Raw genomic sequence first — 25,217 nt, 5'->3', positions numbered from 1 at the left:
GCATGGCCACCCCAGAGCGGGCTTTGCGCATGAACAGGTGCGACAGCCTTGCTTCCAACTCCTGCCACGGCATGCGTGAGGACAACACCGCCAGCGGATGGCGCAGGTCGATCATCTGATCGAGCCGCAAGCGGAAGAAGTCCTCGGTGGCGGGGCAGGCAAACATCGAAAAACTCCCAGAAAACGGCGCATCAGACCATCAACTCTGGGGGAAATTGTACTCGCAAACAGACAATAACACAAGAAAAATCATGAGGTTATGAATATTTCAGGGACGACGAATGAACACCGGCGCCGATGGGCTGTTGCCGTAGGCGGCGTGCAACACGGCCAGCAACTTGTCCTCGAAGACGTTGGGCCCGAATCCCGCCTCCCGTGCGTGAAAGGTGGAATGCTTCAGCTCGGGGTAAATGCAGATCGTGCGACCACGGCGTGCGCTTTCCTGCTTGGCCAGCGCCACGATCTCCTCAATGGTCGGAATGGTGTACAGACCGTTGTACTGCTGCGGGCGTGCCGCGCGTGGCTGTCGGGTCCGCAGCGTCTTGATTTCGGCCAGCGTGAAATCGCCCGCGAAGTAGGCCGTCACCGGTACACCATCCACGTTCATCGTCCGCTGGCGGGATGCGGGGAACTTCTGCGCCACGTCGGTCGTGTCGTCCAGCATCGGCTCGTGGCGGGCGATCAAATGGCCGTCCTTGGTCATGACCAGGTCGGGCTCGATGCACTGGGCCCCTTGCTCGATGGCGCGGGAGTAGCTCTCCAGCGTATGTTCCGGCAATTCTCCCGAAGCGCCGCGGTGGCCGATGACGATCGGCGCCCTCCCGTCCAGCGTTCGGTAGCGGGGCTCGTCATCCCCGCCACAGGCACTCAGTCCCAAAACCACAGCCGCTGCCCCCAGCCAGTATCCCGTGCGTACGGTGTTTGCCATCTCTTCTCCCGTTTCGGTGGATCCTTGCGCGCCCCCCGCGGGTCACGCAAGCCGCCGATCATGGGAGAAGTGGATGACGCCAGTTTGACATCCTTGGGCAGTGGATCGGTCCGGCTCAGAACGGTTGTATATACGTAAAAACGTAAACAACGCTACAAGCACATGTTTTGCTTGAACAAACTAACGATCGACCAGGAAACAATGTAAATTCATGCCCACCTTCCTGGCCTTTGTTAACAGAACAGTCGAGCCCCCTCTCTATCGTATTACCACATCCACGTCGCGGACACAGACGTCGACGCTGAGGCGGCCGATCAACCAGCGGGACTGGCCGAGCGCAGCTAATGAGCTACGCCGATGGGTCTATGGGGGCGGAAAGGTGCTGCCCGGGCTGGTGACTCGGCGGGAAGCGGAGGTTGCCCTGCTTCTCTGACCTGGCGCTTTACGCACGGAAGATATCCACCTTCGTTTCAAGGCACTTGCGCAAGCTCAGATCATTTGCGCCCACCTCGAACCAGCCTCCAGGTTTCTGGAAGAAGTCCAACCCCCGGCCAATCTTGATCACCCAGCCGTTGTCGATACGAATCTCCCGATCGTGCATGTTCGGGTTGAGCTTTACCTCCAGCTCTACATCTAACTCCAGCAGGCTCTGCTTCAATTCATCAAGCTTCTCTGCGATATCAGCTAACTGGGTCTTGTCGTCGTAGCTAGTGATCAAGCTGATTTTCTTCACCGTGCCAGCCTTCAGCACCGCTTCGCAGAAGCGGACGAAGTTCTGAATCTGGTGTTGCAGCCGGATGTAGGGGTCTTCGACGACAACAGACTTCGCGCCTTGCAGATAAGGGCCGATGATCGACTCATAGCTGTACCCAGTATCGCCATAGTGGATGGTGAAGTGCTGTTCTTTGAGCTTAATCGGTGATGGGTCGCTCGCAGTCAAAGCCGCCTCCGGTGGCGGTGATATCGGCTTCGGTACCGCTGGAGAATCCGACACAGCACGCGCTGGTTGCGCAGCGGGCCGAACTTCGACCGCCTCAGTAGGCTGCCCATCCGCCTGATTTAACCGACGGCGCGCCGGCTCTTGCGTTGCCGGCGCATCCTTCGACTCGGGGCAGAAGACCACCACCTCTTCACCGCTGGCCTTGAAGTAAGACAGATTGATCCGGGCAAACTCGTCATCCGGCTTGCGCTTGTTCATCTGCTCCTTGACGCGTCGGCGGTACTCGATGGCGTAGGCCACGTATTCTTCGAACTCTTCGTCCGTCGGCGGCCCGTTCGGGTGCAGGACCTTCAAAAACGCGCAGACAGTCTTCTTGATGCTTTTCTCGTCACGCCCCTCGATGGCCTTGCCAAGTCGGATGCGCTTGCTCACTTCCTCATACCGATTCGTGTGCTTGAACTGGTAATGGAAGGCCTCGGCCAAGTAATCAGTGATGAACCCGTAATTGCTGGTCAAGAACTCGCTGCTGTTCTTCGGCATCTCCCAGCCTGGGATGTAGGCGGCGAAGCGGTCCATCACGGCCAGGTCGAACTCCGGCGGCAAGGGCTGAAACAGGTCGTGCTCGTTGGAATTGACCACCTGCTGCACAGACACATCGATGTTGCCAACAAAGCTCAGGCTTGCATCAGCGATGACTTCGGCCCCTCGCGAAAAGCGCCCGTTGGCCATGAAGTCCTTCATGATCTGGATAGTGTCTGGATCGCGCACTTTGATCCCGCCAACCTCGTCAAACGCGACCGTGTCCCAAAATCCAACCAGCCCAACCTTGCGACGTGCGTTGTTGTAGAACAAGGTAGCCTTGGTCGCCTGCCCGCCCGAGATCAGCGTGGCGTAGGGCGAGAACTCACTGAAAAAATAGGACTTGCCGGTGCCGCGAGGCCCCAACTCGATGTAGTTGTAGTTGGGCTCCACCAATGCAGCCAACCTGGCGATGAAATGCATCTGCACGCGCTTCGACAGCCTGCTGGGTTCCAGCCCCACAGAGCGCAATATCACCGCAAGCCACTCATCACGCGTGAAAGCTGCTCGGCCTTCTGCATAGCGGTCGAAGTCGAAGCGGGTCAGCTGGATTGGCCGCAGATCCTCAATGGAGAACGCATAGTCATCCTCGTCGATGTCGTTGTGCGCTAGGGTGACCTCGGCCCAAATGCCGCCCTCCAGCAACCTGTCGTTGTCGCGGTAGAACTTCTCGGCAATCGCGATGCGCTGCGAGTTGAAGTTCTCCAATGAGGCCCAGTGCCGCTTTTCCTTCTCGACATACCGAACATGGACCTTGTCGATGAACCGGTGCTTGCCCTTGGTGGCGACCTTGGACTGCGCGGCATTGGCCTCATCCGGCCGCACGTAGTTTTCCTGCAGCGTCGACAGAACGGCCTCCATGCCTGCATCGATCTCTGCCTGGTCGTTGCTCGCGCAATACTTGGCGAGCAGGAACTCCAGGACGAAAGTCGGGACGTTGGTTCCCTTCTTGATCCGGTGCACTAAGTCCTTGCGCAGCACCTTGCCGTCGAAAGTGGCGTTTAGTTTTTGGTCGAGTTCGTCCATAGGGCTCATTCCGTATAGTCGGTTTCAAGCGCCAGATTGCTGTAGGCTGCCGAGGTTGTGGGGTTTAGCGCTACAACATTGAACTTGCCTCTGAACTCATCATCCATTCGCAGCGCAATCTGCTTGCGCTGGCCTGGCATCAGGGTCACGGTTCTGGTCGCGGGGTTCACATCGCCGCCTGGGCGCGGCTCTCCCACCACCTTCCCCTTGCTGTCCTGCGCTTCCAGCGAGATCTCCAGGCTCACGTCCTGCGAGAACATGTCGTCGGCTACTAGCATCACCTCGATGACCGGCAATCGCGTAGTGATTCGTTTGGCGCCGTTCTTGTAACTCAGCTCCACCACCACCTTGCGCAGGTCCGCATGGGCGGCGGTATCCAGACGCGCAATCAACACTGGCACGATAGCCTCGGCCAGCGAAGCTCCGCCGTGAAAATACAAGTGCCCTGAGCGATAGGGCGCCATGCTGCGCGGTAGCGCCACTTGGGCGAAGTCACCGCGGATGCCGACCTTCTCGGCGCTGACGACCAGGCTGTGATCATCGGCGGTGCCGTCGCCCAGCATCATGCGATCGTGGGCATTGACGGGCCACTTCCCCTGCGGTTTGACGCACACATCGCCTGCCTCTGCTTGTGTGTTCAGGAAGAAGCCGTGATCGGTCACGATCACGGCTTCCTTGAAGCCCATGCCGCGCAACTTGTGCAGCGCCACGCGGATCAGCTTGAGCGTTCCGGGAATCAAGCCGAGTGTGGTTTCCGGGTTGCTTTCGAGCTGGCTGTCGATTTCGCTGGAGCGCAGCACCAGCAGATCGACGGTCTCTGCGATCTTCGGCTTGCCGCGAACAAAATCGTTGAGCAGCATTTCCGCGAAGCGGTCGCCGTACTTTTTTTTCAGAATGCCCATGCGCTGCGTCACATTGCTCACCGGCACACCGTCCAGTTTGGGTACGAGCGATTCGTTCTCCAGCGTCAGGGTCAGCCCGGTGCGGGCACCCGGCAGCAAGCTCGCCATGCCCACCGGCGTGATGGTCGGTAGCTGCGCATAGGCCGCTTTCAGCTCGACAGGCCCATCTTCCGCCAGCAGCTTTTCGAGGGCCACGCCTAACTCGTAGCGCAGGGCGTCCACCATCAGGTAGGCCACCTTGCGTCCGCTTTCCTTGAGGCGATCAGCCACCAGCCGATCAAAAGCATCGGCGTTGGCCAGTCGCCCAGCCGGCGGCCATCCCGTAGTCTCGATGTGCTTCACGAAAACGCCTTGGACCTTTTCGGCCAAGCGCCGATAGCGCGCTCGAGCCTGGCTGATCACTTCATGCATCAAGCCATGTGGGTCAAGGAAGTCACCTGCCGCTTGCTCAAACTCGCGTTGCAGGCGATCTGCCTCGCGTAGGCTACCCAGGTAGAAATCGATCAGCTCCGCCTGAGAACGGGCATGGTCTGGCAACTGGCGTTCAAAGTCTTCGCAGGCCTCCACCAGGCTCAAACCAGAGCGCACCAACTCCCACTGAGCCTGGCTTTCGCCCTTGCCGAGCCATACCGAGCTCTTGTGGCGGGTCAGCACCCGGCGCGTGGCATCGGTGTCGCCATTGACAATGCCCTTGATTGCCGTGCGCAGGAAGGTCCGTTCCTCGAATGGGAAAGTGTCACGCTCGCCCAAGTCTTCAATTGCGCTACAAAGATCAGGCAGGTTGAGTTCCTTCTCGATGGCTTCTGCGCGCTCAATGTATGCCACGCGTGACTTCGGATCGCTGCGCAGACGGTCGCACACATCCTCGACGATGGGTCTGGCTTCCATCGGTGCGTGCGGTACCCCCTTCAAGGTGTCCGGCAGCGCCACTGGTAAATCGAACACGAATTCACTGAACAGCACATAGCGCCACAGTTCATCCGCCAGCGCGGACCAGGTCTTGCCGCGCGTCTTCACGCTCAGACCCAGGGTCGTGCGGAGGAAGTCACGCGCCTCTTGAAACCAGCCTTCCTGCCCCTTGAGCGCTTCGGATTGGCTGGTAGTGGGAGCCAGCAGTGCGGCCAGAATCTCGCGGCCGGACTCCACCCGCAATGTGGCTCGCAACTGGGGCCAGCTCACACCGCCGCCAATGGCATCGATCACCGCAAAGGACGGCCCGCCGGGGTTGTCGGCGAACAAACGGCGAATTTCGGTCGCGTGATCCGGCCTGGCGCGCAGGCACAGGTTCAGATACTCATCGCCATCGTCTTGCGGAAACACCGCGCCGCATTCTGCGTACAGGGCGAACGGGTCAGTCTGCTTCTGTTCATCGGTTTCTGGGCGCTTGGCTGGCACGTAGATCAACACCCCTTCCAGCGCGGCCTTGGGCTGCCCCACCTCGCGCAGCGCCAGCAGCGCCGCCTCGCGGCTTTCGATGCTGCTTTCAGACGCATCCACCACCCGCACCTTGTCAGCCATCAAATCGAAGCACAAGTCGCGGTAACGCCGGGCCGGGTCGTACACCACCAGACAGCCTGCCTGCTTCAGGCGCGGCCGCAGCACGCTTTCACGGATGAATTCAGCGATGCTCATTCATCGCCTCCGGTCTTCTTCTTACCGCGTGCTTTTTTCGGCTTGGCCTCGGGCTCGATGTAGAGATCCTCCAGCCCGTGAGCGATGGCCAGCGACTTGTCGGTCTTGCACTTCTCGCGCACACGCTCGGGCCAGTCGTTCATGGCCAGGTGCGCCCAGTCGTAGTCGCCTTTCTTGAGCTTCTCCCAGGTGTCCTTGAGCACCTTCTGCCAGGGTTTGTGGCGGAACAACTGCCACAATGGCGCGGCACTGATCTGCACACCGTCGTCGTGGTTGGGCTTGTAGGTGGGCGCGAGCTTGAGCAAAGTGTCGCGCAGCTCAATCAGCTCCAGCTCGAAGGCTTGCAGCGCCTCGAACTGCCTTTCGTCGTCGCGCGTGCGGGCAGAGCCCTTGTTGCGCAGCGCCGTCACGTCAGCGCCGACTTGTTTGAGCTTGGGTTCGACAAAGTCGTTGATTGCCGTGTAAAGCGTCTGGCTGGTAAGGCTGGGGTAATAGACCCACAGGGTGTAGCTGCCGGACGTTGTGCTCAACGGCCAGTAGATGGGCGCCTTGCGACGGCTCTTGGAGTAGCGCTGCAGATGGAAGGGGAAGAAGTCGCGTTGCAGCCAGCGGCGCACGTCCTCCGGTATTGGCACCTCGACGCGAACGAGAACTTCCTCAATTAAGCGTGCGAGGTCATGCGGGTGCCCCGGGTCGTCCACCAGGATGCCTTCGTGCGCATGGAAGGGCGCGGCCCCGTCGGGCAGCATTCCGGGGCTTTTGGCGGGCAGCGGATCGAAAGGATCGGGCTCTGGAGGTGCCGCGCGCTCTCCCGTGGCCAGGCGCCAGTCGAAACGACCAAATGCCACACCAACTGCCCAGCTCAACAAGCCGGCCGTGTGGTCGATGGGTGAAGCGCTGTCTTCATCGTCGCCTTCGTCATCTGCACCGTCCTCGGCATCGCCTTCGTTTGCCACACCTTGGGTGACTTGAACGGCAGCACGGTCGGCTTCATTGAAGCCATAGAGGTCAAAAGCTATTGAGTCGATCTCGATCTGGATGCGTGACAGTTCTGCTTCAATGGCGACGGGGTCGTAATCAGCCAGTCGCGCACGCAAGGCGGCTGGTAGCAGGTACGCATGGGAGGTTTCTTCGATGGTATCTGTCGTTCGTTTCAATGACCATGCGCTTCGAACCAAAGCGTTTAATCTGCTACACATGTAATCAGACAGTGCTGGCGCAGGAGTCATTGCGACATACCCCACCTCGTAAGTTAAAGTTTGTCCACCTCCAGCACCACCTCGAGAAAAAAGTAGCCTTATCAAGAAATTGAATGTCGATGAATTGGCGAGTGCAACGCTGGCTGCAATTTGTGAGGCCTCATCTCCTTCCACAAAACCAGAGGAACCGTTAACGCTAAACACCACTCCGCGCGGAAGAAAACGGAAGCTCCCCGTAGATGACGGCCTATAAGACCACGTAAAACCAGGCCGAAAGTAATAATCGAGATTTTGTGGCCGGGAATTAAGCTTTCCTGTTTTTGGATCAAAAAAATTCTTAATTTCGGCCCCGTCGTGCTTCCAATTTGCTACCAAGTGGATGTCGCCGTAGAAAGGTGAATAGGCGCCGCCCTTGGCGAAGGGAAACCATTTGCCCGCCGTGCCGCCCGGCTGCACCTCCCACCAGGCGCGCACGAAGCGGAAGTCGTCGGCGGTGGCGAGCCCCTGCTTGACCGTGCGTCCCTCGCTCTCGAAGGGCGGCAGGCGCCGGAAGGTCTGGCGCACCGCCTCGCTCACCCAATAGGCGAAGGGCTTGCCGGGCACGGCGTCGAATGCTTCGGGTTCAACCTCGAAAGCGCGCGGGTCGGGTTGGCCGGCGCGCAAACATGTGCAGGCCGTCGCCAGCCCTTCGCGCTTGTCATTTTCGGCGAGCAGCCGAAGGAAAGTAGTCATTGGACGACCTCCGAATCACGGTAGAGGACACGCAACAGGTCTTTCAGAACATCCGGAATCTCTCCCGGTTGCTTTTGCTCGAAATAGTCGAGTGCCGCCAAGCCCTTTCCTTTCTTGTCGCCCTGGTTCTTGGAAACGCCCGTGGCGCTCTCGAAATCTGGCGATAACATGTGGCGCCGACCAAGGGGCGCCTCTACCAGTTGTTCAATCTCGGCGTTGAGGTCGAATGTCCGCTGACTGGCCCTGCGCTTGTCTTCGCTCCAGTCCGCCGGCACCGGGTTTGGCAGTGGGTCTTCATCGTGAACGACCGCGTAACGAATGCCAAACGCCTTTGCCAGCTCGACGTAGAACGGCAGGTTGAATTTTGAGCCGCAGTCGATCACCGAGACCTCGGAATCCAACAACCCCAGCCGATCCGCCAGGTAAGGCAGCAGGACGCGCTCGGTTTCGCCCTCCACGAATATCGCCTTGCGGCAAAAGAACATCTCGGCTCGCTCGGGATTAATCCAATGCGCGAGTCGGAAGCGCTTCTTCCGGTCAGCAAGGTCTTCACCGGCGAAAAGATCACTGGTGCATTGGCGGATAGATGTGCCCGTCCGTGGGTCGTCCCGATAGACCATGGCGATCTGTCGATACTCATCTGTATCGATGAAGTGCGGCGAGTGAGTGCAGAGCATGACCTGGTGTTCCGGCACCGCAGCGATTTTCCGCAGAGACTGGAACAGCCGTCGTTGCGCGTGAGGGTGCAGGAACAGCTCCGGCTCTTCTACGGCGAAAATGACCGAGTCGGACCGCTTCCTGGCGGCAATATCCTCGATGCCCTGCGATTCGGTGCGCAGCGCCTTGGACCAAGCGCGAATCAGCGCGAACATTAGCGCGCGCTGCAGCCCATGCCCCTTCCGGGTTGCGCTGGTTCGGGCGCCATCATCAAGGAAAACTTCAGTCCCGAGTTCGAACAGCTTCTCGATCTCCGGCGGAGAGATTTCGATGTTGACACGAACACCCCAGGTGCGAAGCTCCTCCTCAATACCTCGCTCAAGACGAATCAACTCGGTGGCGGGGGTCTGCTCGGGATCCTCCATGCGTTCCGTCAACGAAGCGATGACTGCGGCAAGCTGCTCTCTGGCCGCCGCGAAGCGCGGGTCACGCTGGGCCATATCCTGGATAGCGCGGCTAAGTAAGCGACCAAATACAGTGGTGGTCTTGACTTTGATCTCATCGCTGAGGTCGCGAACGGCAGGCACCAGCAGCAGTTCAGGCAGGATGCCCGCCGCGATGTTTTTCTGGCCCAGGAAGTTGCCGGTTTCCAGCGCCAGGGGAAGCGTAAGGGTATCTCGGTTATCCTGGATGTAGCGTTGCTGCGCCGCTTCGACCATAGCTTTGTTCAAACGCCCGGTTTCCGGCACCAGATCCCTAAGAGGGGTCGCGTTGATCGCATCCCGATTGGCGTACTCGCTGGCCCGGTCAGTTTGCAGCCAGGGTTCTGCTGGCTGTTCCGTGTAGCCGTTGTAAGAAACCTCAAGGGCTCCACCATCGACCATCCTTGTTGTCTTGCGCACGCGGAGACTACCGTCCGAGAGCACATACCTCTGAAAGGTCCTGACTTCCTGCTCGGTCAGCTCATCAAATGTCACCTCAACCCATAAGGATCTGTCCTCGACATCGCGATGCTGGAAGAAGTCCGCTTCAACGGGCTTGAACCCGCCGGTTAGAAAATACTCAAGCGCTGAAAGGATATTTGACTTGCCGTGATTGTTCGGCCCAAGCATGCAGACCATGGCACAGCATTCCAGGGTCAGATCCTTGATGCTCCGATAGTTGTGGATAGCCAGGCGCTTTATTCTCATACTTGTTTCTCCAACACATAGGCGGCGGCCTCGACCATGGCGTCGTCCATCACGCCATGCCCCAGATCGGCCATGACCTCGGGCCGGGCCATGCCCAACACCACCTGCTCGCGCCAGTTCTGAAAGCTGGAGAGGAAAAACGCCGTGCGCGAGGTGATGGCGCCAAGGCGCCCACCGCGGCGCATGAGCTCCAGGCCGCGCTCGACGAAGACGGCGAGCAGATCGTTCTTGCTGCGCGGATAGGCGCGGGCCAAGTCATCCTTGGTGTTGGCCGCCGGCGCGCCGAAGGGCGGATTCATGACCACCACATCGAACGCTTCCCGGCATAGATCGATGAGCCGCAATCCTTGCAGGGCATCCTGCGCAAACAGGCGCCCCTGGTACGTTGACTTGGCCGCTTGGGCGAACTCGATGAGTGCCGTGCGCAGTCGCGCCTCGGCCTGTTGCCAGTTCTCCTGCTCTTGGGCGGCAAACAGGCCGGTGCCCTTGCCTACATAAACCTGACGGATCAAATGCGGCAGTTCCCGTTCGACCTGGAGCAGCACCCCCAGCTCCGGCAGGCCCTTGAGCAGTTGCAGGGTCTTCTCGAACAGCTCGGCGTCACGTTTGTCGAGGTTGGCCGCAAACTGCTGACGCAACTCCCGTTCTGCTGGCGGCGCAATGGCGGCGACCACATGGCCCCGCCCAATCAGTGGGCGGTCTTTGGCCTTGACGCCGGCCTCGTGCCAGGCACGCTGCGCTCGCAGCCACAGTGCCAGGGATGCAATCTGCGCAGCGCGCGGATCAATATCGACGCCATAGATGTTGTGCTCGATGATCAAACGAGGCAGGTCGCGCAGAAATGCCGCCTTGTCCTCGTAGGTCTGGCTCAGTGGCTTGAATGCAGCCTGGGGCTGGGTCGAGACATCCAGCGAACCGGGCCCGTGCTGCTGTTCCCATGCCCAGGCCTCGCGATAGATTTCAGCGAACAGATCGAAGGCATATAGGCCGAAGTGCATGGAGCCGCAGGCCGGGTCCAGCAGCTTGAGGGTGCGCGGGTCACGCAGCTTGGTGGCGGCTGGTGGCGTTTCGTCCGGCTTGACCAGCAGGTACTGGCAACGCTCGCGCAGGCCGGTGGCCCCGCCCGTGGCGTTGAACCAGAGACGCCCGAGGGTGTTGTCCACCAGGAACTCAACCACATAGCGCGGTGTGAAGAACTGGTTGCGCACGGCGAGTTCCCGGCTGTTGCGCGGCGCCTGGCTGGCCTCGCGCATGGCCCTTCGCTCTTCTTTGGAGTTGAAGTACTGGTAGATCCAGCCGATGGTTTCGTCCTCGCTCCACAGCGAGGCGATGTCGGAACCGTTGATCAGATTCAGCACTTGCAGCAGCGCGGCCTCGCGCGGGAACAGGCGGCCCTGCGGTGAGTAGCGGTCGAACAGGCCGGGCAGGTCTTGGGCCAGTTCGTCGAACACGCTGAACAGGTACACGCGGTAGGCATCGCCGGTTTCGCCCAGGCCGGTGCCGGCCAGTCGCGCATAGAGCTGAAAGCCCTTGGCCTGGAAACCATTGCCCACTGATTCGATCAACAGCCCGCGCGCCTCCGCCATGCGCAGCGCCGCCAGGCGGTTCAGCACGGTAAAGGCCTGCTCGCGGACGATACGGTCCAGCCCCTGGGTCGCATTCATGTCGCCACTGGCGGTGTAGTGCGCCAGGGTGTCGCGCAGGATGCGGGCGGTTTCGCGCTGGGCGTCGTCGAGATGGCGCAGGCTGGAAAGCAAAGCCACCGTGCCCGAGGTCGGGTCCATGCCATAGTCGTTCTGCAGCTGGCGGGTGAATTCCTCCTCCAGCACGCGGCGCGCGTCGTTGACGAAGCGCTGCAGGCGGTTTCGAGTTGTTTGGTCGAAGGCCATTTACTGATCGCCTCCGTTGCCAAGCGAGAGCGTCACTTCGATCTCGGTATACAGCGCGAGCTGAGCCTTGATTTCGTGGAGCTGCTGAATCAGCGCGTCGATGTCTGCCGCCGAGGTCATCTTCACCGGGACGGCAATCGACTTGGTGAGCTTGGCGGGGCCTTTCTCGCCGGTCTTGGCGCGCTCTTCCTCCATGCGTTGCCGTAGGCGTTCCTGGCCCTGGCGCTGGATCGAGCGCTTGAGGTCTTCGAGGGTGCTGTTGATGTCGTAGTCGCGAGCCAGCAGCTTCTTGAGTCCAGCCAGATCCTGTGTGGCGGCCAAGGCAAGGCCATCCAGCCGGTTCACGGCGTTGCCACGTTCTGCCTGGGTGAGTTCTTCCCATTCGGGCAGACGCTGCAGGTCCTCGATGCCTTCCTTCAAGCGCAGCTTCTGCTGATTGGAGAGCATGTTGACGGCGTCGCGCACGCGGCCCTTCAGGCGCGTGAGCAGCGAATTGAAGTCAGCCGTGTGCCTGTAGAAGTCCTCTTTGCCCAAGCGCTCCGACAGGGTTCCCAGGTCTTCGGCAAGTTCGCGGCGCAGCTCCCCTGGCACGCCGGTGTCCGGCAAGGCTTCGATGTCACGGCGATGGGCTTGCAAGTCGCGCAGGGTGGCGTCGAGCCCATTATCGAGCGCCCGCTTCACTTCCAGCGCCCACTTGAGGCTGTCGTAAATGGCGGAGGTTTCGGCGCCCAGGCGCTGCGGTGCATCGGAGGCATCGGTGAACAGGATATCGGCAATGTCCTGGTTCAAGGTGCGGATGCGATCGCTGCCTGCCAGCCCGAGGCTGCTGAGCTTTTCGGCCAAAGAGCCGTAGTCGTGCTGAAAGCGCGGGAAGTGCTTCATCACCGCCTTGCTGATCTCTTGTTCCAGCGGGATGACCATCTCGCCGACCAGCTCGGTGAGTCGCTCAGCGGCGCGTCCGAGCGTTTCGATGGATGGGCGCTGGTCCCGCAGCGAAACACCGATCTGCTTGAAGGAGTTGTTGGTCTTCAGGGCATCGATCGCCTGCTGGCCGGCGGCCGTCACTTCACGGCCCGAGACTTTGAGCTTGATTTCGCCGGCCATGAGCATGGCGGCGACGATGTAGCGCGTGGTGTCCGGCGACCAGCCGAACGGGTCGCTGCTGAAGTCATCGAGCAGGCGTTTGCCATCGACCGTGCCATGCTTGTCGATATAGTCACGCAGGCTGATCATCGCCTTGTGGTCGGTTTTGAACGAGGCTCGACCAGCGACGGTTTGCACCAGGCCGAGCGGATCCAGCGCACTGCTGATGGCGGCGGGGTTGCCGACCTTGAGGAATTTCTCGGCGGTGTCGGTTCCTACACGCACCGGCGCTTCGACGTAACGGTGGAATACTTGGTTGGCCACGTCGGAGAGCAGCTTCTTGGCGGCTTCCAGTAGGTCGGCATCCAGCGCCGACACCGCCGTGGCCTGCCCACGGAACACAAACGAGCCGGCTTGCAGGGTTTGCTTGATCTTGCTCTGGAGCTGGGTCGCGAGCTTGGCAGCGCGGTCGAGCTGGCCGGTGCAGTAGTCCTTGACCTCTTGGTCGGGCTCGTTGCGGTGCAGTTCGGCAATGCGCTGGCAGCGATAGATTTCGTTGGCCAGCTCGTCGAGTTCGGGATTGGCGCGAGCCAAGAGCCCGATGACGTTCCGGCCCGCGCGGCTGCGGGAATCTTCCAGCATCCGGTTCTTGGCGGTGTCGTAGTCGCTGGCGGGCACCAGCTCGACGACAGTTTGAATAGTGCTCTGATCACCGGCCAGGCTGGTGATGACGCTGCCGGACTGGACTTTCAGGCCCGTTGTGACGGCCATCGTGCCGTGGAGACTGACACGAGGCAGCGGATTGAAGGACTCACGCAGTGCATCGTTGAAGATGCGTTTCACGTCCACGGTACGCAGTGCAATAGCGCCACGCTCATGCTCGATATCCCGCAGCTTCTCGCTAAGGAACACGAGATTGCCGTCCTTCTCGCCGAGCGGCACATACACGTCGTTGAGCATCTCTTCAACGGCTTTCTTCACCGCGTCGAGCTGCGAAGGTGCCGTGACGGATGGGTGCATCAGGCTGGCGACGTTCTGCACCGACACCGGCAGGTTACCGAGGATCTGCAAAACGGCGATGGTCTTGCCGATGTCTTGATGGAGCGGGGAGTCTGGATAGCGAATCTGCACCTTGCCCACCGCCTGATGAATCGAGGGAAAGGCACGGCGGATGTCCTTTTCCAGTTCGTCGTATAGCGTCACCGTGGTGGCCAGCCAGCCCACGGGCTGATCGGCCATGGCCTTGGAACCGCCTTCGCCTTTCAGCACGTCCTGGATCACCTTGATTGCCGAGCGCAGACCGATACCGCCAGTGGACTTGGCCAGGGCGCCAAGGAGATGGAGCAGGATGTCGAAGTGCGCCGGCAGGAAGGGATACAGATTGATGAAGCTCTCCCGGCTGAAATCCGCGTCGTAGTACTTGGCATCCTGCAGCTTGGTGTTGTACCGCAGCGCTTGGCCATGTGCATCGAACAGCTTGCCCAGTTCGGCTTCACCCGCTGGTGACTTACCCAGCAGACGCCGGTAGCAGATCTCCTTGATGTCGCTCGATTCGAGGTCGATCTGGATCGGGAAGCGGTCTTTCAGTTTGTAGAGCTTGTCCGAATTCAGGGCGGCGCGTGGGTCGTCTTCGGTGAGCGTTTGCTGCGCGGTAGAGATGATCCAGACCTTGCCGTTGCCCAGCCGCTTCAGGTTCTTCGCCAGACCATCGAGGTTGAGGATCAGGTTGTCGCGCGAGGCCACATACTGGCCGACCTCGTCGATGATGAAGATGATGTTCTGCTTGCCGCTCTTCTCGCGGACGATGTCGATCATCTCCTGCACGCGCTGGTCCTCGAATTGAAAGAAGCCCTCGGTGCTGGACGAGAAGGACTTGGCCTCGGGGAAGAGCGCCGGGTACATCTCATGGGCGATCTTGGGGATCAGCCCGTCGATGGCGAGCGGGTTGTTCTGCACGCGCGCCCAGGTGGCACCTGGTAGCGCCTGGGCGATGCGTTCGTGCAGTTCCTCCGTGCGGCCGTCCTTTTCGACCATGCGCTCGAAGGCAGCCACCTTGAGGTTTCGTGAATATCCCGCCCACTGCAGCACTTTGAAGTAGAGCACCGTGGAGACGTCTTCCATCGTGGCGCCGGCGAGCATTTCGCTGGCGAGGTCGAGCATGACCACAGCGGCTGGGAAGCGCTTGGCTACCGTGCTGAGGAGGGCCTTGGTTTGTGGCTTGTGCAGGCGGTCCTGCAGGTAATTGATGAACGGCGTGCCGTCGATGGTGCGCTGGTCGTCAAACGCCAGGCCAAAGTATTTGGTGAACGAGCTCTTACCGGAACCATAGAAGCCCGAGACCCAAACGCCGATTTCATTCTCGCCGCCGGACTCCATCGCGAGCTGCATGCGATCGAGGAGCTTGCGAAACTGCTCCTCGATGCTCTCGGTGACCACGTATTCGGATATCTCAGCCTTGAGGCGGGCGTCAGTCGAAGCACCGTAGGTGATGACCTTCTCGATGGTGCGGTAGATGTCTTTGCTGGGATCGAAAAGCGAGCGGATGGTCATGTGTGGGTTCCTGCGTTCTTGGTCTGTTCAGCCGCCGACGTGGACGGAGCGGTAATTGCCGTCTTCCGGGTAGAAGCCGAGGAACTTCAGGCGTGTCTTGCCCGTTCGCACGCCGGGGTAGAGGAAGATCGTCGGCACATGAAACTTGCCCTGGAGCTGGCTCTCGATGGCGCCGATGCGCATAAACGGATGCAGTGCCTCGAGGTCCGTGACCAAAAGCAATGCGTTGCGCTGGCCTTCGAGCGGCTGCAGGGTATCCTCGAGTCGCTTCAGCAGACCGTTGTCCGCCATCAGGATGTCCGCCAGCGCTTTGTTGGTACGCGGCCAATCCAGGGGCGCTGACTTGTCCTCCATCACACACAGCGACCACAACGGGTCGTCCTTTAGCAGCGCCCAGAGCTGTTCGGCGATGGAGAAGATGTGCACATCCCAGCCTTCCTGGTGCAGTTTGGCCACCCAGGCGGGCGTCTGCCGCTTGACCTCGAGGATTTGTTTCGGCGGGAACACCAGGTAGTAGATCGGCTCGAAGCTCGCGTGACCGAGCTCACGCCCATGTCGGATGCGCTCGCGCAGCTCGTCGAAATCAGCTTTGAGTGAGGACATCGCAAAGCGCCTCCATGTCTCGATGTTTCCAACTGATGCGAATCACATCGCCAGCAGCCTGGACGATGAGCAAGCCTTTCAGCGAGAGTCGTTTGATTTCCTGCAGTACATCTTCGCGCGCCAGGCCAAACAGCTGCCAATCTTCGTGGGTCAGTAGCGCGTTATCACCGAGACCGGAAAAATGCAGCTCGTAGGCCAAGTAAGCGGCCACGGTTGGCGAAATGCGGAACGGCAGGATGCGACGGCTCGAGCGCAGTCCCCGCTCGAGCATTCCATAGTCGGCGCAACATCCGGTCAGATAGGCGGAGACACGCCGCACGGTGGTTTCCGACCAGCGTTTGACTGTCTTGCCGTCATCGATGCCGCGCTCGACGAAGGCGCGGGCGTCTTCATTGGTGATATGGGTATATCCACCGGCATACCGAGCCCAGTAAACGTGGCGCACGAAGTCGCCAAGGATCGGGCTGGCTCTGCTCGTGAACACAAGCATGAGCTGCATCAGGTCAGCCGTGGATATCGTTGCGGACAGCCGCTTGAGGTGAGCAGCCGGTGTACCACCATTGACCAGATAGCGCGGAGCAAAGCATTCGACGACGATGTTGCGGAGTCGACGCGCAGTAACGGTGGGGAATCGACCCGATTCCAGCGCGACTTGATGCAACTGATTCGCCGACATGCCTGGCGACCACAGGTCAAGCAGCGTCGTGGTCTCGTTGACGAGCCCAAGGCCTGCTTGTAACTGAGTCGTATAGCGCTTGCTGTCGGCCACGATCAACCCACCAGATACGGATAGGTTTTGACGCCCCGCGTGAACGCCGATAGATAGGCTGCCGCGATAGCCTTCAGGGTGTCGGTGGAATCGATATCCTTGATGCGCCCGACCGCCGTTGGACCCACGCTGGCCGTGTCGCTCGTCGCGGCCAAGCGCCTCAACGCATCCAGCGCAGCCTCTTTGCTCTGCGGTATCTGACCGGTGAGTTCTTCTCCCGCGCTGCTTTGCACGGTCGCATGCAGGTCTTGTTCGACTTCTTCGGGTAGCCGGAACAGGTGATAGCTGCCCACGCTCAAATGCTCGTCGTGCAATCGTCTGGCTGCTTCCAGCGCACCGTGGTACTGAGCAAGGCGAAATGTTTTCGAGAAGACCGGCTCCAGGAAGAGCCTGCTCGATGCCTCATAGAACGCCGTGGGCCACCAGGCGCACTGAGCACGCTCGCCGAGGAAGCCCACGAGGAGCCTCATTTGCAGCAACGTCGGTAGATAGGATTCTTTCATATCAACGCTTATCACTTCGTTAGTTCAGAGAACCGGATCCTGCAGCAGCAAAGCCTTGAGCAGAGCGTCCGTGGCACAGCCGGGCGGCCACGTCGGGCATTTATCATCACTTCCGTTTTTTTCCATTATTTTCATGATCATAAGTTTGCCCCCTATTCACTCGCGGCAGAGGTTGACTCAGGAACTCCTTGGTCAAGCCGCGCGTATATGCGTTGTAGGCCCAAACCACGAACTGCTCGAGTAATCGCTGATTCTCGGCTTCGAGACGGCGATTCTCTGCCTCAAGGCGCTCAACCCGCGCCCAAACTTGCTCACACGGCCCAGTGTGACGGCCCTCATCGCTCGCCGTCTCTCCTCGAAGTTCTTTCTTCCTGAGGGCGAAGGCCGTTTTTATGCGCTCGTGCTTGTAGAGCGCCTGTCGCGTGTATCGATAATGAAGTCTTGGCACCAGCGCCTCAATCAAGTCATCCCAAGTTAACTTGCCGCTCCACCCGTCGAGAATACGAACGACCTGCTCGATCGCTTCGTCACTCAGATTTTTGCTACGCCGGTTGATTACTTTTCGAGCCCGACCCGCCATCTCAATCCCCCTTCCATGCCAATACTTCGGCGGGAACGCTCGTCTGGCTCTTATCGTTCTTGGCAGGCAGCCGAGCAGTGAGCTCTTGCGCGATGCGTGATGGTGCCGTGGGTGAAGACAACTGTACCACCGCGCCATTCGGGACACTGGGGTCGTCCAGGATCTGTACGAGCTGAGACAGCCGGTCCACGCTCGCGCGATGATGTTCAACCCAGCGGTCACTCCCGTAATAGCCATCAGCCCGGGCGTCTTCTGCTCTCCCCAGCAATTCACGTGCTTCTTGGAGCCGTTTCCGCAGGAGCGCGGTTTTCTCCTCGTCCCCCTTGACGCAGACCAAATCCTGGCAATGAATGCAGTCCATGTGCAACTGGCACGGCGACGACGTGTAGTCGTGAACACAATAACCGATGTCCGTGGTGTGCGCCGACGGGATCACCAGCTGTGCAAACTCATCGCGCCGAATCATCACCCGTTTCGGCAGTTCGGCCAGCGGCCCGAACATCTGGTTGTCATCACCAACCGCGTCGCGAAGCCTCTGCAGCATCACACCAGGTGTGACATGATCGTAGACTTCGTTTTGACGAACATCCTTGCGGCCGGACCACTTGGCGATGTCGAGCTGACTCATTCCACCCAGTTGCGCCAGCGTATTAAGGTAGTGTCGAAATTGGTGGCTGGTCAGTTTTATCGGGCTACCGTCTGGCTCTGTGAACCCGAAGCGCGCAAATATAGAATCAAAGCCGTGTCGCGCCCGGCTACCAAATCCCGTGTTGATTTGACCGATTGTCACTGCCTCCAGCATGCAACGATAGGTACCTCGCTGGGTACCAAGCTCATTTCGTCTTACCACGAACAAGGCCTCGCTGTACTTGAGACCCGTCGCGTCGTCGAGGATCGGGAATCCGCGCGGTAGCATGCTCAATACAGCCTTCTCGATGTCGGCGAATCGCACTAACACCTGCTTACCGTTGTCCTGCCTGCTCATAGCAATCTTCGCCGTCCGGCACCAGGTATTGACAGAACTGTGATCCGCAAACCCCAATATCTCGGCAACGTCCGCGAGTGACAGCCATTGTTGGGCGCGCAGATGTTCAACATCCGGCGCCAGGTATAACCTTCCCGGATGATCCTCATACCATTTTGCAATACACCGGGCTTCTTCGGTGACCCTGCGAATTTTGCGCAGTGCCTCTTGGACGACGGATGCCATGGATGGCACCACCCATTTGACGCCTGGGTTAGCCCCTTTTGCGGGCCACCAACGTAAGCCGTAGGCGTCTTCCTTTCCCGTGCGTGGCTCACGTACCTCGCAGGCTTCGGGAAGCATCAACACCTCGCTGATTCGCTCAGGGGCGGCGAGCATGATTGCCGCAACGCCAGCGACGATCACATCGACGGGCTCTGTCGCAAGTAAAAAAACCTTTGGCAAAGCATCAAGTGCGGCCTGAGATGGCATTTTTTTCGCGCGACGCTCGTCAGCCTCCTTCCCGACGCGAACTGCGCTTGTCGGTCGTTTGATCGGATTGCGCCAACGAACCGGAATTTTCGTCAAGCGGTTCTCCGCCATCCACCTGGCCAGTATCTCCAGTTGCTGGCCGGCGCGATACGCGGCCCCATCACTGAGTTGATTAATAATCAGCTGAGCCGCTCGATTCAGAACTCCAGAATCGATGCGCACCGGATTAGTGCTTCCGCAAGATTCAATAAGAGCGGCCTCGAGAGCGCGCAACGCAACGAGGCGGCCATGAATCGCCTTGGTTGGCCGGAGCGATTGCATGTATCGAAGATAAGCCTTCGCGAAGCTCAAGAATGGCTCCGCCATCATTGATGGCGTCTTATCCCCGGCGGTGGTCAGGGTCGAAAATTTAATTCGCACGCGCTTATTTCCGTGTCCTTTCAACGCGATCACTGCGGTCACATCCCAGACATTCTCATCGAACGGCAAATCGCTGCCAAAGACGGTGAGGTGATCGCGCGCCATCTCTATGAACCCACGCAAATTCTCGGCGGCGTCAAGCTCTACCCGAGGAGTGAACAGGACAACCTCAGCCATTTCGTCCATATTGCCCACGCTGTGCCTCGCATAGTTGCACCACTTGAGCAACGGCAAGAATGGTTCGATCATTGATGGATGCAATGCGCATGTCGCCACGTGAGGCCAAGCGTTCTCGCTCTGCAAGCAAAAACTCCAACACGGCTTCATGCGGGCCGTCAAGCCAGGGCTCGAAATGAACGCAGGTATAGCACGCTATCGGCGCTGCAAACCCGCAGAAGCCATGCTTTCCGCAGTTTGCCAGTGGGCGCATCGTTGGGTCAAAACGTGGATCGCATATTCGGCTGGTTGGGTCATCGCAACGTGTTGCCTCAGACTCATCGCGGATCAGTGTTCCAGCGAACGCCTGAGCGATCGGAGCCATGTGAAACGCAATGGCCCGGTCAATCCTCTCCACGATCTCAGGCCGTGCTTCGATATATATCCCGACGTTCTGGGTATCAGTATGATCGAGCAACTCTGCGATGACGAGTTCGCCGTGCCCCTCCATCGCTGCACGAGTGGCGAGAGTACGGCGAAAACGAGTGGCAGTGATGTGTAGAGGCTTTCCGGTGCGCTCAGAAACAATGCTGAGCTTCTTGAGCGTTCGCTCTAGCAGATCGGCAAGGGTCTGCGCGGTTCGGTGGTATTCGAAGCCTGCCGGCGCCCCTTTGGACTTACCTCGCATGGGAAATAAAGGTGCTTCTGATGGATCTGGCAAAAGCCCATGAAATTTCTCCCGGATATCGGCCGCGTGCTGGATCAGCAATTCTCCAATCTGTGGAATGATGAGCCGGGTCTTGAAGTCTTCTCGAGAAAGTCGATCGCGCTGCTTGGCACGCGGGATCTGGATCGTATAAATAGTTGTGCCGTCCTTCGTAACGACCCGCTCAACATCGCGCACTTTCAGTGCGGCGTACTGGATCGGTCGCTGGCCAAGCAGCATGAAAAGATAAGCCAGCAGATAACCCTCCAAATCAATCTCACCCCTGCAATACGCACCATCTAAGGCAGCCTGAATTGATTGAAACTCGATATCCGTGAAGGGCCCATATATGGGATCGTGCGTCAGGACTGCGAGTCCCTTTGGATTTCCCTTGATGCGTATCTCGCGCAAGAATGCAACGGCATCATCGGTCACCCCAGGATAGCCCAGACGATGCCACTGCTGGAACAGCCCGGATAGCGCCCCCAGGTACCAGAAAGTGGCGTTGCTCAGCGATGCTTTGTAGTTGATTAGGTCATTGGTGGTGATTTCGTTAATCGGGGCATTACGCCAGATCGATATAGTCTTGAGATAATGGCCAAGGCGGTCGAACAGATTACTTGCATGGCTAGATGACAGGCGTTCCACATACCATAACAAGACATGTTTAGCCGATGCCACAAATGAAGCAGTAGCGTGCAGCTTGCCAAAATCCAAGCTGACGCTATACAAATCATCGCGATATACCCACCTGTCCGATCGTGGATCGAACTCGACACCAGACCGGGTTTTGGCGAATTGGGGTAGTTCGGTGAGGGTGTGGTATCGCGATTCAGCGATGACAAGCTTACTCATTTCTTATTCCCCGGATTCATGAGTTTTGTCTGCAAAGCCAATGACACTTCGCGGGCTTTTCTCTGCACATGGCGGCGTGTATAGGTTGCCGCCGTTGATGAGGTCGGAGCCCAGCCCATCAGGTAACTTCGTATGTGCTTTTCAGTTTCCGGATCAGTACCCTTTTTGTCCGCTTCCTCGGAAAATCGGTCATTCCACGTGTGGCGCAGTACATGCGCGCTAAGATCTTTAGGGAGCCGGGAACAACGCTGACGCAGTTCGACAAAAATTTTTTTAGCAGCGACGAGCGTTAGAGGCTGCCCTGTGCGATTCGCCACAAACAGGAAAGGGTGTTTTTTTGCTGCAGGGAGCTGTCGACGGTGGTCAATGATGTAGGTCTGCGTCTCCAGGAGAAGTCTTTCGCTCAAAGGAAGAACCCGTGGCCGGGTTTTTACTTGAGGTTGATCTCTTCGAGGGTCCACGGGATCGTCGGCGCGACGATGTATCGTCACCTCCCTGTGATAAGTGTCGATGTCAGAATTGCGCACTCCAAGTGCTTCTCCGAGGCGTAGCCCGAGCTCCAACAGCCAGTGGATCAACAGCGCGTTTCGATAGCGGGTGTGCTCGTCCGCCCAAGGATTGTCGGGGCATGCCGGATCAATCACCCGTAGTAGTTCAGCCTGGTCTGACTCTGACAGTCCTTGGCGCTGCCTCTCCAGCGCTCGTCCTGACTTGCGGGGGATACGGCTCGAAATTGCTTCAGTTACCCGAGTGACACCGTGGCGCAACATAACCGCCTTCTGGGAATCTATGCCCAACCGATCGAGCCGCGTGTTGACCAGCCACTGTATGTACGAGCGGATGTACTGGAGTCGCGTCGCCATGACCGCAGTGCTCACCACATCTTCCTCGGAACGCGTGATGCCCATCCGAACCTTTTCTAACGAAGCAGTCGGTGATTGGTCAGCGAGCGGCTTCCTTGCGAGTTTTGAAGGATGGGTGGCCGCCACTTTGGATGTCAAACCATCTATTGGTCGCCGGGATTGGCGTACCAGATCCTCAAGCTCGTTCATGGACAACAACTCACCATTGTCCATGCGCTGATCTAGGTCGATACCCCGAAAGTCCAGGAAGAGGTGAAAGAACATGATGGATCGGAGCACATGGCCAACCGTGTTGCTCGCCAGGTTTCTGCCGCGGATCTCTGTGAGAGCAAAGACCGTTGCGTCAAAAAGCGGCATACCGCTGTCGTCCACAAGGACTGGCAGTCGCTCACCTGACCCTAGGAGCACAGTCTTGACCCTGTACGTAGATCGCATCTCTTTACAGTCACTGGAGGTATATGCTAGCGATGATCTTAGCAGCGGCCGTCAAAATATGCAAACAACAAAAAACCCCGGTAGAACAAGCCTATCCGGGGTGTTGTTGACTTTTATCTGTGAGGTGTATTCTAGAACGGTTGTATATACGTAAAAACGTAAACAACGCTACAAGCACATGTTTTGCTTGAACAAACTAACGATCGACCAGGAAACAATGTAAATTCATGCCCACCTTCCTGGCCTTTGTTAACAGAACAGTCGAGCCCCCTCTCTATCGTATTACCACATCCACGTCGCGGACACAGACGTCGACGCTGAGGCGGCCGATCAACCAGCGGGACTGGCCGAGCGCAGCTAATGAGCTACGCCGATGGGTCTATGGGGGCGGAAAGGTGCTGCCCGGGCTGGTGACTCGGCGGGAAGCGGAGGTTGCCCTGCTTCTCTGACCTGGCGCTTTACGCACGGAAGATATCCACCTTCGTTTCAAGGCACTTGCGCAAGCTCAGATCATTTGCGCCCACCTCGAACCAGCCTCCAGGTTTCTGGAAGAAGTCCAACCCCCGGCCAATCTTGATCACCCAGCCGTTGTCGATACGAATCTCCCGATCGTGCATGTTCGGGTTGAGCTTTACCTCCAGCTCTACATCTAACTCCAGCAGGCTCTGCTTCAATTCATCAAGCTTCTCTGCGATATCAGCTAACTGGGTCTTGTCGTCGTAGCTAGTGATCAAGCTGATTTTCTTCACCGTGCCAGCCTTCAGCACCGCTTCGCAGAAGCGGACGAAGTTCTGAATCTGGTGTTGCAGCCGGATGTAGGGGTCTTCGACGACAACAGACTTCGCGCCTTGCAGATAAGGGCCGATGATCGACTCATAGCTGTACCCAGTATCGCCATAGTGGATGGTGAAGTGCTGTTCTTTGAGCTTAATCGGTGATGGGTCGCTCGCAGTCAAAGCCGCCTCCGGTGGCGGTGATATCGGCTTCGGTACCGCTGGAGAATCCGACACAGCACGCGCTGGTTGCGCAGCGGGCCGAACTTCGACCGCCTCAGTAGGCTGCCCATCCGCCTGATTTAACCGACGGCGCGCCGGCTCTTGCGTTGCCGGCGCATCCTTCGACTCGGGGCAGAAGACCACCACCTCTTCACCGCTGGCCTTGAAGTAAGACAGATTGATCCGGGCAAACTCGTCATCCGGCTTGCGCTTGTTCATCTGCTCCTTGACGCGTCGGCGGTACTCGATGGCGTAGGCCACGTATTCTTCGAACTCTTCGTCCGTCGGCGGCCCGTTCGGGTGCAGGACCTTCAAAAACGCGCAGACAGTCTTCTTGATGCTTTTCTCGTCACGCCCCTCGATGGCCTTGCCAAGTCGGATGCGCTTGCTCACTTCCTCATACCGATTCGTGTGCTTGAACTGGTAATGGAAGGCCTCGGCCAAGTAATCAGTGATGAACCCGTAATTGCTGGTCAAGAACTCGCTGCTGTTCTTCGGCATCTCCCAGCCTGGGATGTAGGCGGCGAAGCGGTCCATCACGGCCAGGTCGAACTCCGGCGGCAAGGGCTGAAACAGGTCGTGCTCGTTGGAATTGACCACCTGCTGCACAGACACATCGATGTTGCCAACAAAGCTCAGGCTTGCATCAGCGATGACTTCGGCCCCTCGCGAAAAGCGCCCGTTGGCCATGAAGTCCTTCATGATCTGGATAGTGTCTGGATCGCGCACTTTGATCCCGCCAACCTCGTCAAACGCGACCGTGTCCCAAAATCCAACCAGCCCAACCTTGCGACGTGCGTTGTTGTAGAACAAGGTAGCCTTGGTCGCCTGCCCGCCCGAGATCAGCGTGGCGTAGGGCGAGAACTCACTGAAAAAATAGGACTTGCCGGTGCCGCGAGGCCCCAACTCGATGTAGTTGTAGTTGGGCTCCACCAATGCAGCCAACCTGGCGATGAAATGCATCTGCACGCGCTTCGACAGCCTGCTGGGTTCCAGCCCCACAGAGCGCAATATCACCGCAAGCCACTCATCACGCGTGAAAGCTGCTCGGCCTTCTGCATAGCGGTCGAAGTCGAAGCGGGTCAGCTGGATTGGCCGCAGATCCTCAATGGAGAACGCATAGTCATCCTCGTCGATGTCGTTGTGCGCTAGGGTGACCTCGGCCCAAATGCCGCCCTCCAGCAACCTGTCGTTGTCGCGGTAGAACTTCTCGGCAATCGCGATGCGCTGCGAGTTGAAGTTCTCCAATGAGGCCCAGTGCCGCTTTTCCTTCTCGACATACCGAACATGGACCTTGTCGATGAACCGGTGCTTGCCCTTGGTGGCGACCTTGGACTGCGCGGCATTGGCCTCATCCGGCCGCACGTAGTTTTCCTGCAGCGTCGACAGAACGGCCTCCATGCCTGCATCGATCTCTGCCTGGTCGTTGCTCGCGCAATACTTGGCGAGCAGGAACTCCAGGACGAAAGTCGGGACGTTGGTTCCCTTCTTGATCCGGTGCACTAAGTCCTTGCGCAGCACCTTGCCGTCGAAAGTGGCGTTTAGTTTTTGGTCGAGTTCGTCCATAGG

Annotated in this window: 15 protein-coding genes and 3 pseudogenes; 2 read left to right on the top strand and 16 right to left on the bottom strand. The window is 58.8% G+C overall.

Annotation, left to right across the window (positions count from 1 at the left end):
* Together Tfont_RS14690 and Tfont_RS05105 are read right to left on the bottom strand one after the other, a co-directional pair.
* Nucleotides 1-166, bottom strand: a pseudogene (locus Tfont_RS14690) (IS5/IS1182 family transposase); the annotation flags it as partial.
* Nucleotides 167-268: 102 nt separating this feature from the next.
* Nucleotides 269-928, bottom strand: a complete 660-nt coding sequence (locus Tfont_RS05105) for a glycerophosphodiester phosphodiesterase family protein (protein WP_143968632.1) — start codon at nucleotides 926-928, stop codon at nucleotides 269-271.
* Between the two features lie 283 nt (nucleotides 929-1,211).
* Here Tfont_RS05105 and Tfont_RS05100 point away from each other — a divergent pair.
* Nucleotides 1,212-1,361, top strand: a pseudogene (locus Tfont_RS05100) (lysozyme); the annotation flags it as partial.
* A gap of 9 nt (nucleotides 1,362-1,370) precedes the next feature.
* On the opposite strand, the gene brxL (Tfont_RS05095) reads toward Tfont_RS05100, so the two are convergent.
* The 13 genes from brxL (Tfont_RS05095) to Tfont_RS05035 form a co-directional block, all read right to left on the bottom strand.
* On the bottom strand, nucleotides 1,371-3,473 hold the full coding sequence (gene brxL, locus Tfont_RS05095; protein WP_143968631.1) for a BREX system Lon protease-like protein BrxL: 2,103 nt from the start codon (nucleotides 3,471-3,473) through the stop codon (nucleotides 1,371-1,373).
* 5 nt (nucleotides 3,474-3,478) lie between these two features.
* Entirely contained in the window at nucleotides 3,479-6,007 is a 2,529-nt protein-coding gene (locus Tfont_RS05090) for a PglZ domain-containing protein (protein ID WP_143968630.1), read from the bottom strand.
* Nucleotides 6,004-7,938 (bottom strand): BREX-1 system adenine-specific DNA-methyltransferase PglX, encoded by a 1,935-nt coding sequence (locus Tfont_RS05085; RefSeq protein ID WP_143968629.1) that lies wholly within the window; start codon nucleotides 7,936-7,938, stop codon nucleotides 6,004-6,006. The genes Tfont_RS05090 and Tfont_RS05085 overlap by 4 nt, the downstream gene beginning before the upstream one ends.
* A complete protein-coding gene (locus Tfont_RS05080; protein WP_143968628.1) occupies nucleotides 7,935-9,785 on the bottom strand; it encodes an ATP-dependent nuclease in 1,851 nt (616 codons plus the stop codon). The genes Tfont_RS05085 and Tfont_RS05080 overlap by 4 nt, the downstream gene beginning before the upstream one ends.
* Nucleotides 9,782-11,674 (bottom strand): Eco57I restriction-modification methylase domain-containing protein, encoded by a 1,893-nt coding sequence (locus tag Tfont_RS05075; protein WP_143968627.1) that lies wholly within the window; start codon nucleotides 11,672-11,674, stop codon nucleotides 9,782-9,784. Before Tfont_RS05075 ends, Tfont_RS05080 begins: the two co-directional genes overlap by 4 nt.
* Nucleotides 11,675-15,307: a BREX system P-loop protein BrxC gene (gene brxC / locus Tfont_RS05070; RefSeq protein ID WP_143968626.1), complete on the bottom strand. Its 3,633-nt coding sequence runs from the start codon at nucleotides 15,305-15,307 to the stop codon at nucleotides 11,675-11,677. It lies immediately after the preceding gene.
* Nucleotides 15,308-15,334: 27 nt separating this feature from the next.
* The gene (locus Tfont_RS05065; protein WP_143968625.1) at nucleotides 15,335-15,910 is read right to left on the bottom strand and encodes a BREX protein BrxB domain-containing protein; all 576 of its coding nucleotides are present in this window, start codon (nucleotides 15,908-15,910) and stop codon (nucleotides 15,335-15,337) included.
* Nucleotides 15,891-16,679, bottom strand: a complete 789-nt coding sequence (locus Tfont_RS05060; protein WP_143968624.1) for a DUF1819 family protein — start codon at nucleotides 16,677-16,679, stop codon at nucleotides 15,891-15,893. The genes Tfont_RS05065 and Tfont_RS05060 overlap by 20 nt, the downstream gene beginning before the upstream one ends.
* Before the next feature lie 2 nt (nucleotides 16,680-16,681).
* Nucleotides 16,682-17,182 carry a BrxE family protein gene (locus Tfont_RS05055; protein WP_143968623.1) on the bottom strand — a complete coding sequence of 167 codons (501 nt, stop codon included), beginning with the start codon at nucleotides 17,180-17,182 and terminating at the stop codon, nucleotides 16,682-16,684.
* Between the two features lie 106 nt (nucleotides 17,183-17,288).
* Nucleotides 17,289-17,762, bottom strand: coding sequence for a hypothetical protein (locus tag Tfont_RS05050; protein WP_143968622.1), 474 nt, complete (start codon nucleotides 17,760-17,762; stop codon nucleotides 17,289-17,291).
* A 1-nt stretch (nucleotide 17,763) separates the two neighbouring features.
* A complete protein-coding gene (locus Tfont_RS05045) occupies nucleotides 17,764-19,887 on the bottom strand; it encodes an integrase (protein WP_260682273.1) in 2,124 nt (707 codons plus the stop codon).
* Complete coding sequence (locus Tfont_RS05040) at nucleotides 19,808-21,355, bottom strand: site-specific integrase (protein WP_185974475.1); 1,548 nt, start codon at nucleotides 21,353-21,355, stop codon at nucleotides 19,808-19,810. Before Tfont_RS05040 ends, Tfont_RS05045 begins: the two co-directional genes overlap by 80 nt.
* Nucleotides 21,352-22,575: a tyrosine-type recombinase/integrase gene (locus tag Tfont_RS05035; protein ID WP_185974474.1), complete on the bottom strand. Its 1,224-nt coding sequence runs from the start codon at nucleotides 22,573-22,575 to the stop codon at nucleotides 21,352-21,354. The genes Tfont_RS05040 and Tfont_RS05035 overlap by 4 nt, the downstream gene beginning before the upstream one ends.
* Before the next feature lie 377 nt (nucleotides 22,576-22,952).
* Between Tfont_RS05035 and Tfont_RS05030 the strand changes: the two are divergent.
* A pseudogene (locus Tfont_RS05030) lies at nucleotides 22,953-23,102 on the top strand (lysozyme); the annotation flags it as partial.
* Nucleotides 23,103-23,111: 9 nt separating this feature from the next.
* Here the strand turns inward: Tfont_RS05030 and brxL (Tfont_RS05025) are convergent.
* The gene (gene brxL, locus Tfont_RS05025) at nucleotides 23,112-25,214 is read right to left on the bottom strand and encodes a BREX system Lon protease-like protein BrxL (protein ID WP_143968631.1); all 2,103 of its coding nucleotides are present in this window, start codon (nucleotides 25,212-25,214) and stop codon (nucleotides 23,112-23,114) included.
* Nucleotides 25,215-25,217 lie beyond the last annotated feature (3 nt).

It is taken from the genome of Tepidimonas fonticaldi (assembly GCF_007556755.1).
Classification (GTDB): Bacteria; Pseudomonadota; Gammaproteobacteria; order Burkholderiales; family Burkholderiaceae_C; genus Tepidimonas; species Tepidimonas fonticaldi.
Note: the sequence above shows the minus strand (reverse complement) of the source record. Positions and strands in the feature narration are given on the sequence as shown.